General features: G+C 32.7%; 15 protein-coding genes and 1 pseudogene. 2 read left to right on the plus strand and 14 right to left on the minus strand.

Features of this window, described 5'->3' with window-relative positions; genetic code table 11:
* A pseudogene (locus AC30RD_RS01295) lies at nt 1–222 on the minus strand (cytochrome c); the annotation flags it as partial.
* Between the two features lie 12 nt (nt 223–234).
* Entirely contained in the window at nt 235–573 is a 339-nt protein-coding gene (locus AC30RD_RS01300; protein ID WP_489492336.1) for a hypothetical protein, read from the minus strand.
* Between the two features lie 262 nt (nt 574–835).
* Here AC30RD_RS01300 and AC30RD_RS01305 point away from each other — a divergent pair, with 262 nt between their 5' ends.
* The gene (locus AC30RD_RS01305) at nt 836–1474 is read left to right on the plus strand and encodes a Crp/Fnr family transcriptional regulator (RefSeq protein ID WP_489492337.1); all 639 of its coding nucleotides are present in this window, start codon (nt 836–838) and stop codon (nt 1472–1474) included.
* Nucleotides 1475–1480: 6 nt separating this feature from the next.
* On the opposite strand, the gene AC30RD_RS01310 is transcribed toward AC30RD_RS01305, so the two are convergent.
* The 10 genes from AC30RD_RS01310 to AC30RD_RS01355 form a co-directional block, all read right to left on the minus strand.
* The gene (locus AC30RD_RS01310; RefSeq protein ID WP_489492338.1) at nt 1481–2011 is read right to left on the minus strand and encodes a PAS domain-containing protein; all 531 of its coding nucleotides are present in this window, start codon (nt 2009–2011) and stop codon (nt 1481–1483) included.
* A 10-nt stretch (nt 2012–2021) separates the two neighbouring features.
* Nucleotides 2022–2369 carry a chaperone NapD gene (locus AC30RD_RS01315; RefSeq protein ID WP_489492339.1) on the minus strand — a complete coding sequence of 116 codons (348 nt, stop codon included), beginning with the start codon at nt 2367–2369 and terminating at the stop codon, nt 2022–2024.
* Nucleotides 2366–3316 (minus strand): WD40 repeat domain-containing protein, encoded by a 951-nt coding sequence (locus tag AC30RD_RS01320; RefSeq protein ID WP_489492340.1) that lies wholly within the window; start codon nt 3314–3316, stop codon nt 2366–2368. Before AC30RD_RS01320 ends, AC30RD_RS01315 begins: the two co-directional genes overlap by 4 nt.
* On the minus strand, nt 3313–3786 hold the full coding sequence (locus AC30RD_RS01325; protein WP_489492341.1) for a 4Fe-4S binding protein: 474 nt from the start codon (nt 3784–3786) through the stop codon (nt 3313–3315). The genes AC30RD_RS01320 and AC30RD_RS01325 overlap by 4 nt, the downstream gene beginning before the upstream one ends.
* Complete coding sequence (locus tag AC30RD_RS01330; RefSeq protein WP_489492342.1) at nt 3787–4368, minus strand: nitrate reductase cytochrome c-type subunit; 582 nt, start codon at nt 4366–4368, stop codon at nt 3787–3789.
* A complete protein-coding gene (gene napH / locus AC30RD_RS01335) occupies nt 4358–5188 on the minus strand; it encodes a quinol dehydrogenase ferredoxin subunit NapH (RefSeq protein WP_489492343.1) in 831 nt (276 codons plus the stop codon). The genes AC30RD_RS01330 and napH overlap by 11 nt, the downstream gene beginning before the upstream one ends.
* Nucleotides 5181–5993, minus strand: a complete 813-nt coding sequence (gene napG / locus AC30RD_RS01340; RefSeq protein ID WP_489492344.1) for a ferredoxin-type protein NapG — start codon at nt 5991–5993, stop codon at nt 5181–5183. The genes napH and napG overlap by 8 nt, the downstream gene beginning before the upstream one ends.
* Before the next feature lie 50 nt (nt 5994–6043).
* A complete protein-coding gene (napA, locus tag AC30RD_RS01345; protein ID WP_489492345.1) occupies nt 6044–8854 on the minus strand; it encodes a nitrate reductase catalytic subunit NapA in 2811 nt (936 codons plus the stop codon).
* 476 nt (nt 8855–9330) lie between these two features.
* The gene (locus tag AC30RD_RS01350; RefSeq protein ID WP_489492347.1) at nt 9331–10656 is read right to left on the minus strand and encodes a type IV pili methyl-accepting chemotaxis transducer N-terminal domain-containing protein; all 1326 of its coding nucleotides are present in this window, start codon (nt 10654–10656) and stop codon (nt 9331–9333) included.
* 9 nt (nt 10657–10665) lie between these two features.
* Nucleotides 10666–11328, minus strand: a complete 663-nt coding sequence (locus AC30RD_RS01355) for a Crp/Fnr family transcriptional regulator (protein ID WP_489492348.1) — start codon at nt 11326–11328, stop codon at nt 10666–10668.
* A gap of 85 nt (nt 11329–11413) precedes the next feature.
* On the opposite strand from AC30RD_RS01355, the gene AC30RD_RS01360 reads away from it, so the two are divergent.
* Nucleotides 11414–12013 (plus strand): hypothetical protein, encoded by a 600-nt coding sequence (locus tag AC30RD_RS01360; protein WP_489492349.1) that lies wholly within the window; start codon nt 11414–11416, stop codon nt 12011–12013.
* 33 nt (nt 12014–12046) lie between these two features.
* Here the strand turns inward: AC30RD_RS01360 and AC30RD_RS01365 are convergent, their stop codons facing one another.
* Nucleotides 12047–12547: a DUF1858 domain-containing protein gene (locus tag AC30RD_RS01365; RefSeq protein ID WP_489492350.1), complete on the minus strand. Its 501-nt coding sequence runs from the start codon at nt 12545–12547 to the stop codon at nt 12047–12049.
* Nucleotides 12538–12743, minus strand: a 206-nt coding sequence (locus AC30RD_RS01370; protein ID WP_489492351.1) for a hypothetical protein, incomplete at its 5' end; no start/stop codon positions are given. The genes AC30RD_RS01370 and AC30RD_RS01365, both read right to left, overlap by 10 nt.

Here is a 12743-nt window from a genome sequence, read left to right on the forward strand (position 1 = left end):
TGTTTTATTCATTTGATAATCTATTTTATAATTGATTACCAACGGTGATGGGATCCTTTTATCCACCTTGTTTTGTAAATCCTCAGCCGTTCCCATGGTCATCTGACCCATAGAATCAAATGTCAAAAATATAAGTAGCACCGAAGCTACACCCGTTACCCAAGTTGCAGACCTACGCCAGAAACGGTTACTGGTCCAAACTGAAGTTGGTTTGTTCTCCATTTTACCTCCTTGTTAGATTTGATTAATTTCGGGTTTATGTTCATATTCGTTATGAACTTTTTCAAGAATAAAATAGACGATATGTGGAAATATCAAATATCCAACCATTGCGCCTATCAATACCTTTTGAGTATAAGGCTCCACTTTAAGCAACATCCCAAGATAATACATACAATAAGCTTGTATAGCCCAGGAAAGATAAGCAAATATCATCTGATATCTTTTTACAAGCTTTAGCTTAACCAACGTAAAAAAGGCAGCATAGCCAGTTCCAAAAAGAATCACCAGTGCACCAAGCACAAAAATGGCCAAAAAATCTGTGTGAGGAATATCTGGCATATAATATTCCATAAATCCTCCTTTTAAATTTGGTTTAAAAATTATTTTAAACCAAAGTCATAAGAGATTTTATTATTATGATTTTAAATTTTCTTTGACGTTAGTCAAAAATCTTAAAAAAATCGCCTTTTTTTATAAAATCTAAAATTAATTTTATTTTTATGTCACAATTAAGTCACACTTTAGATTTTTTATATAAAAAATATCTTTTTCTTTTATCATCCTTTAAAATAAATATATATATAATTTTCGAAAAATTCAAAAAGAGCAAATTATGGAGACTTTAAGCAGGTTTTATCTATTTGAGAATCTTAGTGATACTCAGCTTGAAAAATTAAAAAGAATTTCTAAAACTATAAAGTATAAAAAGGGGACAGTATTATTTTTTGAAGGAGAAAAACCAAAATCTTTAATCCTTTTAATAGATGGGATACTACAAATATATAAAACAGATCAAAAAGGAAACAAAATAGTTTTGCACAACTTTTTCCCAAACTCTTTGATCGCTGAAATCGTAAACTTAGAAAATATTCCTTATCCCGCAAGTGCTGAGTTTATAACAGATGGAGAAGCTGTGCTTATCGATTATGAAGCTTTTGAAAAGGATTTTTTAAAAAATCCAGATTTTTGTTTTATATTTATAAAATCTTTAACCAAAAAGATAAAATATTTAGAAGATGTTATAACAAACAATATAGTAATGAACTCAACTGCAAGAGTAGCAAAATATATATATGAGCATGAAAACGAATTTTTAAAATTAAAAAAGAGTCAAATTGCTGAAAAACTACATATCGCTCCGGAAACTTTATCTAGAATTTTAAAAAAATTAAAAACTCTAAAACTTATAGAAAAAAACGAAGATGGATTTAAAATTGTAAATAAAGAGGGGTTAAGGTCTATTTATGAATAGATCAAATTAGCTATTTTTTATTAGCTCTTCAAGCCACTCTTTTGGAGTTTTGCTACTCTCTTTTGCTTTAGAGACGATTTTATAATATATTTCATACGGAAAATAGTCTACTACTCTTACATTTTCTCTATCTTCCAGTCTCATCTCATCATAAATTTTTTGCATCTTGATTCTTTGTTCTTTTGGAACAAAACTTCTCATCGATTTATACTCTACAAGTTTTCCATCTTTATATACGCCGCTAACTTCAGCGTAAACCCAGTAAAATCCTCTATCTTTTCTTAGATTTTTTACATATCCTCTCCAAATCTCACCTTTTTTTACAGTATCCCAAAGCTCTTTAAAAACTTTACTTGGCATATCTGGATGCCTCAAAATATTATGAGGCTTCCCTATAAGTTCTTGCTGGGTATAACCCGAAATTTTAGCAAAAGTTTCATTTGCATAGGTTATAATACCACTTAAATCGGTTCTTGAAATAATTAACTCATCTTTTGGGACTTCCGTCTCGATAAACATATCATAAGTGGTATCCATCATTTACCCTTCAAATAATTTTTTTCTTTAAATCGCCATTATATACTATCTCTTCAGCTCTTACATCTTTTTCTAAAATCTCTGGAACAGGACTTTGCATCTCAAAATTTTCTCTTGCCTTTTCAAGTTCATCTTCACTATATGAATAGATCATTTCAGCGCTTAAAACTCCTTCTAAAAACTGCAAAGTTTTTAATTTTTCAATTTCTTCTTCTATCCCTTCACCTTCTATAGTTACAATTATATAACCCTTTTCATCCACTATATGAATATCACATACATTTGCTTCTTCAACTCTTTTTTTTACATCTTTCAGATCTTTTGGATTACATCTTATTACACAACTTGAAATATTCATTTTAACCTCCATATAATTAGTTCACCAGTTTCGCTTCCTGTTATCATTGAGTTGTTATCTATAAATCTGATAACATTTACAATATTTTTATGTCCAATAAATCTATATTTTAGATTTAGAGTTTGCGTATCTATACCTTTTAAAATATATTTTTCATTATCTCCATACACAGCCAAACTGTTGTCTGAACTGAGTCCAACAACATATATAAAAAACTTGGGGTTTTTTATTGTTTTATATTTTGCCGTATCAATATTGTAAATTGCAAATGTTTTGTCTGCTCTACTTCCGGCAACTACCAAATTTTTGTTTATAAAAATTGACAAAATCTTATCTTTATTTACATCTTTGAAAAGCTTAACTTTATTTAACGAACTTGTATCTATAACAATTACTTCCCCACCTTCATCACCAACAGCAAAATATTTTCTGTTTTTATCTATCGCAGAAGTTGAATAAAAATATTCTCCCACTCTTTTTCTAATTAAAACTTTTTTGTTTACTAAATCATATAGAACCACTTCATCGCTCATTAAAGCCAAAACGGCTTTTGTTTTATCTACAAATTTTGCTGCTTTTGCATACATCATCTTTGATTTGTCAAGAACATTTTCTTTTTTGCCATCTTTATATATAAATAGTTCACTATAACCATCTTCAGCTTGAGCCAAATATAATATTTTATCATCTAAAACATCAATACTATAGATATCTGCATTGTTTAATTCGCCCATAAAATCTTTAATTTGTCTAATTTTTATCTCTTTTAGTTTTTTTAAATCCAAATCAAATATATAAATCTTGCTTGCATCGGTTGCAACATAAATCTTTCCATTATCTATTGCCATATCTAATATTGCAGCATCAATCTTAACCTCTTTAAAAGGTTTTATATTTGTAGCAAAAGACAATACAAAAAACAAAGTTATTAAAAGCAGTTTTCTCAATATTCCCCTCCTACTTTTATGGCGCCAGTTGGACAAACTCCTATACAAAATCCACAGCCATTACATTTTTCATTAATCTCAGGGTTAAAAAGACCCAAAAAATCTATTGCATTTACATCGCAAATGTCCTTGCACATACTGCAAATCGTTTTTTGCCATGCAAGACATCCAAGTATATTAATTTTAACTTTTGGCAAATTCTGTTTAAAATCAATATTTAATACTTCTTTTTCACAAACCTCTGCACATTTATCACAATATGTGCAGCCAGATTTTGAAAAGTCTAAAGAGAGTGTTTCATCTTTTATTACAATGATATTTTCTTCACAAGCTTCTATACAAGGTCTATTTTCACACTCTTTACACTTCTCAAAATCATTTATATCTTTATAATATGGAGGATAGAGGCGTATTTCCTCTTCCCTCCTTCTAGGGATAATTTTTTTAAAAAAATCCCTTCTTTTTTCCAATTATTTTACCCCTTCATTTAAGGTATCTAATAAGGTTGATTTGCTTTTACATTTAGGGTCTCTAAATTCTGGTTTAAATGTATTAGACACCAATGGTTTTACATTTGCCTGAGGCGCATGACATTGAGAACAATTAAATCTCTGTTTTGCTATGTCATTTGGATCGCTATGAATTTTTGACGCGCCTGCAAATTTGTGCAATTTCTCCTTTGTTGTTGCAAAAAAGTCTTTAAAATGTGTTGGTGAAATTGGCGTTGCTCCCATACTTGACGCAACGTTTGGCATATGACAATCCAAACATGCATTATGCTCTTTTGTAATAGGTAATAGCCCTTCTACACTATGAGGAATTAGCGGAGGAGCATTTTCATAACTTCTTTCAAATCTCTTAGCAGTTCCCGGAGCTGCTTTTGTATACTCTACCGGAGGAGGAGTTACTTTACTCTCATCAGTTAACGGAACATGTCTATAGCTAATCTGTGTATCGTCTATAGCCTGCTTTGAAGCCGCTCCACATCCAGCAGCCAATATCGCGGCCATTATAAACGAAAAGCCGATTCCCTTCATTTTATTAAGCTTCATTTTCTTCTCCTTTTTTTATAAATTCTCTAATACCAAAATTTAGAGCATCATCATCGCACACTTCCACACATCTTCCACAAAGTGTGCATTCGCCCATATTTACGCTCATGCTCTTTTTGCCTATCATAAAGAGCACCTCTTTTTCCGGGCAAACGTCTTTGCATTTCATACAAAGGGTGCAGTTTGGTTGGTTATGTTTTACCCTAAAAAGGCTAAATCTGCCTATTATTGAGTAAAATCCTCCAAGTGGACATACATAACCGCACCAACCGTTTTTTAAAACAAACAGATCAAACAAAAAAATGGTAACAATAGCGGCCCATCCAAATCCCATTCCAAACACCAATCCTCTGTGGGTCATAGAAACCGGGCTTACCATTTCAAACGCCGCAACGCCTAATGCAAAGGATAAGATAAATGATAAACCAATAGCCCAATATCTAATATTTCTACTGGCCCACCATTTTTTTTCGGCTTTATCAAAGCCATATTTTCTTCTTATCCAATTTGCAAGATCCGTTACCATATTTACAGGACACACATAACTACAAAATGCGCGTCCTCCTATTACCATATAAAATAACGTAATGATGATAGCTCCAATTATTGCATCCATTGCCAAAATAGAGCCGGTCGCAAAGATTTGCAAAACCGCATATGGGTCGGCTAAAGGAACAGTTTCAAATAAAGATGATGAGCTGAGATTTCCTTGGAGTATTTTCCAACCCCAAATATTAGCGCCTATATAAAGGATGAGTATAGCTATTTGAGTGACTCTTCTAAATATTAAAAATCTGTATTTTTTCCATATTCTACTCAAAATCTATCCCTTCATTTAATGTATCTACTGCGCTTTTTTTGCTTCTCTCAGTCACAGTAGTCTCAATACCTTTTGATCCTTTTAAGCGAGCTTCATCACTCTTTTCCCATCCTTTTATATAGTGCTCTCCAACCTCTCCCAGCGCAACTTCCCTTGGCAAAACCCTAATTGCCGGCTCTTTTGTTACGCATGCATGTTCACAAAGCCCACAACCTGTGCAATAGTCAGGATCTACTACGGGTAACAAAAAGGCGTGCTTTCCAGTTCTTGCATTGCGTCTAAGTTCAAGATATATGGCTTTATCCAAAAGCGGGCAGGCTCTATAGCATGCATCGCACTGAATTCCCCAAAATGCAATACAAGACTTCATATCAACTATGGCAACGCCCATTCTCATTTTTGTGATGTCAAAGACCTTTTTGCCATCTTTAAGTACAGATACACTATCTGCATCAAGAGCGCCTGTAGGGCAAGGCGGAACACAAGGGATATCCTCGCACATATAGCAAGGTATATCTCTCGGAATAAAATATGGTGTCCCTATCGGTTTATTGTCGCCAGGCTTTGCCAGATACAATGTATCATAGGGACACGCTTCTACACAAAGCCCGCATTTTATGCACAAACTTATAAATTCATCCTCTTTTTTGGCGCCAGGAGGCCTGAGGATTAGAGGCGCGGCTTTTATCTCATTCACATAAGCGCTCCATAACAGGCCTCCGACGCCAGCTATGGCTATATTTTGTGCCATTTGGACAAGAAATCTTCTTCTTTCGCTCATTTTAGAGCTTTTTTTCTCATCCATCCCCACCCCCTTAACTTCAACTTCAGAATTGTTCAAGACAATCCCTTCCTTTAAGCTTTATAAATTTTTACTGCACATTTTTTATAGTCAGTCTGTTTAGAAATTGGACATGTAGCATCTAAACAAACTTTATTGATATAAACCCTCTCATCAAACCATGGAACAAATACAAGTCCTTTTGGTGGTCTGTTTCTTCCTCTTGTCTCAACTCTTGCTTTTACTTTTCCTCTTCTACTTTCAACCCATACTAAATCACCTCTTTTTACACCGCGTTTTTTGGCATCTTCTGGATGCATATAACATAAAGCTTCAGGAACCGCGCGATAAAGCTCAGGCACTCTCATAGTCATAGTTCCACTGTGCCAATGCTCAAGCACCCTACCTGTACATAGCCAAGTATCATACTCGCTATCAGGAGTTTCAGGCGGCTCCATATATGGTCTAAAGAATATTTTTGCTTTGTTTGGTAAGTGGATTTTTGGTTTTGATTTATCTGGACCAGTTAAGCTACCTTGCGGAATAGCTTTAAGAGCATGTCCATAGAATGCAAATTCGCCTTTAACATGTCCTTTATCTTTTTCTCTTTTTGCATATGGGTCATAGTTAACATTAAATCTCCAAGGAGTGTCTTTTCCATTAACAACCGGCCATCTTAAGCCTCTAACTTTATGGTAAACATCAAATGGCGCATAATCATGCCCGCGTCCTGCACCAAATTTTCTATATTCTTCCCATAGAGCTTTTTGAATAAAGAATCCATAACCTTTCCAAGGCTTTCCATCAGCCCCAATAACATTTCTAGTATCGCCTTCAGCTTCAGTGTTTTGGAATCCTTCACCAATTGGATCAGGCCATTTGAAAGATTTATAATAATCATTTGCAAATAGTACATCAAAGAGAGTGTCATCAGGGCTATATCCCATCTTTTTAGCTTCATTAAGTACATTTGGAAGAACTGTTCCATCTGGAAGTTTCCACTCTTTCCAAACTTCTTTTAGTTTAAATCTTTTTGAAAATTCAACATATTGCCAAATATCAGGCATTGCGTCTCCAACAGGTGTTACTTGTTGTCTCCAGTGTTGAGTTCTTCTTTCTGCGTTTCCGTAAGCTCCCCATTTTTCATAAATCATCGCACTTGGCAAGATCAAATCGGCAACTTTGGCAGAAATCCCAGGATAGCCGTCACTTACAACAATAAAGTTATCCATAGTTCTTGCCGCTTTTATCCAGTGGTTAGCATTTGCAGTATCTTGCCAAGGGTTACATACATGAACCCAAGCAAATTTGATCTTTCCATCTTCGAGATCTCTCATTATTTTAACAATATGGCTTCCAACTTTTGGATTTAGCGTGCCTTTAGGAAGCTTCCAGATTTTTTCACTTATTGCTCTGTGTTTTGGATTGAAAACAACCATATCGGCAGGGAGCCTGTGAGCAAATGTACCAACTTCTCTTGCGGTTCCGCAAGCGCTTGGCTGACCAGTTAAAGAGAATGCTCCGCTTCCAGGTTTTGCTTGTTTTCCAACAAGGAAATGAACCATATAGCTTTGCTCATTTACCCAAGTTCCTCTGGTGTGTTGGTTCATACCCATTGTCCAAAAAGATACTATCTTTCTTCCTTTTTCTACATAATAATCTTTTAATCTTACCAGTTTAGCTTTGAAGCTCTCAAGACTCTCATCTGGATCGCCTTTTGCGACTCTTGCAACATAATCAAGTGTATAAGGCTCTAAACCTTTTTTAAACTCTTCAAAACTAATAGCCCAATGTTTTCCAGCAGCTTTTGCATGTTTCATTTTTAGTGTTTTAGTTTTACCAAGGCCAAGCGGACTTAACGCTACTCTTTCATCATCAGTTAACTCTTTTGCAGCTTGATGTTTAACAGTTTCTAACTCTTTATCTGAATATCCAAGCTTTTTAGCATGTTTTGGATTTCTCATACCATAACCGATATCAGGAAATCCTGTAGCAAATACTGTATATTCTTTAACAAAATCCCAATCTATAGCATCTGGATGATCATAAACTATGCTTCTAGCGATATAGTTCCAAATAGCAAGATCTGTACTTGGTTTAAATATAATAACATCATCAGCCAAATCACAGGTTCTATGAACATAAGTAGATAAAACAACAACTTTTACTTTATCAGGATTTGAAAGTTTTCTATCTGTACATCTTGCCCATAGTATTGGGTGCATCTCTGCCATATTTGAACCCCAGACCGCAATGGTATCTGTAAGTTCAATATCATCATAACACCCTGCAGGCTCATCTATACCAAATGTCTGGATAAATCCTGCAACCGCACTTGCCATACAGTGTCTCGCATTTGGATCGATATTGTTACTTCTAAAACCTGCTTTCATAAGCTTAGCCGCAGCATACCCCTCTTGAACTGTATATTGACCAGAACCAAAAAAGGCAACACCAGTAGGTCCAAGCTCATTGTAAGCTTTTTTAAACTGCTCTTCCATAACATCAAAAGCTTTTTTCCAGCTAACTGGTCTAAATTTTCCTTTTTTGTCAAACTCTCCTTTATCATTCATTCTTAAAAGGGGAGTTTTGAGTCTATCAGCACCATACATAATTTTTGCAGTAAAATACCCTTTGATACAGTTAAGTCCTCTGTTAACAGGTGCCAAAGGGTCGCCTTTAACCGCTACTATTCTATCATCTTTTGTTGCAATCATAATCCCACAACCGGTTCCACAGAAACGACATACCGCCTTATCCCATCTCCAACCTGATTCAGCAGCTTTGCTTGCAGCTTCCATCTCTTTAGGAACGCTAAGTCCAACCGCACTTGCTGCAGCTGCAGCCGCACTGCTTTTCAGAAAATCTCTACGACTAAGTGCCATATATGCCTCCTCTTAAAATTTTGCCACAATTTGGCAATATTAGATTAACGCTAAAAATTTTATATATTTTTATCCAATTCATCCTTGACTTGAGTCAAATTGATAAAAAAAACTTAATATAATAATTAAGATAATTTATCTCTTAATTTGGAGGTGTTGGTTAATTTTGGTTAAAATGGTTGAGTGGTTGGGTGGTTGAGTGGTTTAGTAGTTAAGTTAGAAAGTGAAAAAGTGAAAAAGTTAGAAAGTGAAAAAATGAAAAAGTTAGAAAGTGAAAAAATGAAAAAGTTAGAAAGTGGGAATGAAATTTACTAATTCCAAATTCCAAATTCCAAATTCCCAATTCCCATTTACCAATATCCAATGTCCAATTTAGTTAAAATAGTTAAAATGGTTTAGTAGTTTGGTAGGTAGTTAGTAAAATAAAACTCATCTAACGACTAAAGTCTAAAGACTACTTACTATCTACTTAAAAATTATTTTTTTGTCTTTTTTAATATATTTGTTAGGTTTTCATGAAGTTTTTGTAAAAGTTTTGCGCTTCTTTCTAAATCTTCCAATGATTGAATAGCAATATCTTCGCTTGTATCAAGATATTTTTCTAACTCTTTTTTTCTGGTTTTATCTATATTTTCTACATTTTTATCAAGAATTTCACTTACGTTGCTGAGCTCTTTTGTTAGATATTCTGAAGTTTTAATGGCATTTTGCGCGTCAATGATCATCTTATCTACTTGGGTTATAAAATTTTCAAGTCTTTTTGAAGCGATTGTTAACTCATCTGCTTGATCGCATATCTTATTATCTTCAGTATTAAATGAGATTAATGATTTTGATTTTTCCATAAACTCTTCAAAATGTTTTTGAATATTTCTAATTAGAAAAAAGGAGTAAAAGATTATTACCATAGCTATCATTGCCAAAATATATTCTATATTTTCTAAAAGAGTTCTTTGTTTTTCAGAATATATAGTATACATTGAAACGGCTTGATCCATTTGATTTAATAAAACATTATTAAATTTGTATATATAATCTACAATACCGTTTAATCTATTTTGAAGTTCTATAAGATTTTTTGCGTGATTTGTATATTCATTCCAAAAACTATAATTTTTCTCCAAAGAATTCTTTAAATCCTTATTTTTTAACAGATATTCATCATTATAAAACTGCTTTAAAGTTATATCGTATAGATGCAGAGTTTCATAAAATATTCTATAAAATTTTGGTTCTCCTTCGTTTAGATATAAAAGTAAAAAATACATCATTCTCTGGCTTAACATCCTCTGACGTCCTGCTTTATCTATATAATCTCCGCTTATTTTTGCTTTGACCATTTTTTTTACTACTTCATCAGAAATATTTAATAAATAATCGTTATTATCTATAACAAAATTTTTTTCGGTTTCTATTTTTGTGATCAGCTTTTTAAATCTATCTATCTTTTTACTAAAAGGTTCCCAAAGATTTTTAACTCTTATTAGCTGCTCTTTTATTTCAACGGTTGGGGGAGGATAAATTCCTTTTGAAGGTTCTCCATTTAAAAGATATTTCAAATTTTTATCAAAAAGTTTTTGTGCCGAGTTTAACTCTCTTAAATCGATATCTCTTGAAACCTTTAGTCTAAAAATCTCCTTGCTAATTTTTTGTGTGAGCATTCTTTGTTTGCCGGCGATATTTATAACAATAGAATCATATTTACTTTTTTGGTTTATATAGATAACCGATACTACGATAGCAATTATAGTAAGTGACAATGCTCCGCCGATAAATTTTACTTGAGATGTGATCTTTTTCATTTTTCGCCTTTATTCATATATCTCTTTTAATCCATCTATATCGATTATTTCAATAATACCGTTTTCGCTTTTTATCAACTCTCTTTTTATAAGCTTTTTTAAGATTCTAGAGAGTGTTTCTGGCTGTATATTTAGTCTGTAGGCAATTTCTTGTTTTTTTAATCTATTAAAACTCTCTATATCGTTAACGAGCGTAAATGCCACTTTTGCAACACCGTCATATACAAGCTCTCTATTTATCAAACACTCAAGTAGTTGGTTTCTTTTTGCAAAAATCTCTACTACTCTTAATAAAATTTTTGGATTTTTTAAACAAAATCTTTTGAAATTTTCATAATCGATAATTAATACTTCGCAGGGTTTGATACATTCGATATTTCCAAAACAGTTAATAACATTTTCTTCCAAAGAGCTTATTTTTGTGATCATATTGTCACTTTGTATATCATATAAGAAGATCTCATTATCAAATCTATCTACTTTATATACTTTAACATGACCAGATTTTAGATAATAAAGCTGCTTTTTTATATCATTTTCATAATAAATTATATCTTTTTGATTATAATCTTTGATTTTTATAAAAGCAGAAATCTCTTGAAGTTCTTCTTCGTTTAAATCTTTAAATAAAAAAAGCCCTTTTAGATCCTCGGGTTTAGCAGCTCTTACCATTTCTCACCTTTTTTGATGAATGTCATTATATCAAAAAGATTATTTTGATACTATTATTTGAATAACTTATTTATAAAGGACAAAGATGGAGTATCCAGAGTTTTTCAAAGAGGTTGAGAGTATAAAACTTTATGATCCTTTAGCCGACTTTTTAGGAGCTATAAAAAATGGAGAGATGGAGATAGAGTATTTGGATATTGTTAAATTTGCCGGACACTCTTGTCCAACGGTAGCTGGCGCATATCTAATGGCAAAACTTGGATTGAAAAAACTTTTTAACGATACTTTACCCGTAAGAGGTGAAATTAAAGTTTATGTAAAAGGTAAAAAAGATGAGGGAGTAGAAGGGGTTATAGGAAATGTTATAGCCTATATATGCGGCGTTACGGACGAAGCCGGTTTTAAAGGAATAGGCCAAAATTTTAATAGAGCCAATAAACTTTTTTTCAATTGCGATATTCCAAAAGAGATAAGACTTGAAAGAGTCGATAACAAAGAGTATGTTGATATAAGCTATATGCCTATTGTCCCACCAGATCCAAAACAAAAAGTGCTTATGCAAAAGATATTAACTAAACAAGCCACCGCCGAAGAAAAAGAGCTATTTAAAAAGTTGTGGCAAGAGAGAGTCAAAAAGATACTTTTATCAAAAGATCTTTGGGGAAAAATGATAGATTTAAGTTAAATCTATTTGTATCGGCAATAAGCCGATACAAAACTACTTTTTAATATATGTTAAAAACTCGTTTTCGCCGATTTTTGAGCAATAGATCTCATATCCTTTCTTTTTTAATTCATCAATTAAAGGTTCTGGTTTAAAATCTGCTTTTAAAAGGATAATATCATCTTTATCTATCTCTTTTAATGTTTTCAAAATTTCGGCTAAAGGATTTTTTCCTTCATTTAGAAGCTCATTTGCGTCAAATATCTTTTTTGGCTCATTTGTTATCCAAATAGGAGCAACCTCTTCTTTAGACTCTTCAACTAAAACAAAAACCGGTTCTAATCCAACCTCTTTTCTAATAAAGTTTAATAGCTCAACCGGATCCATGCCTCCTACGATTGCCGCTTGTTTGATGGAAGCTACTCTTGCAACGGTTCTTTTTAATATAGGATTTTTAAGTTTTTTATATTTTGGGTTTAATTTTATCAATTTGTCTTCTAAAAAAGGGTAGTTTTTTAATAGATCGTAAATTTTTGTATCAAGAGTTATTTCCATAATTTTTCTCCTTTTTTGTATCTAATAAACATAACTATAAAATCTTTTATTATTAAAATAAGAGAAATTATCCATAAAATATTTAGAAAAAGATTTTGGGGATAGTCTAGATAAAAATATAAAAATGGTAGTCCAAAAACTATAGGCCATTTTGCATAATAAAAAAATAAAATCGCCGCGCCATATATATGACGCA

Source organism: Nitrosophilus sp. (genome assembly GCF_982775275.1).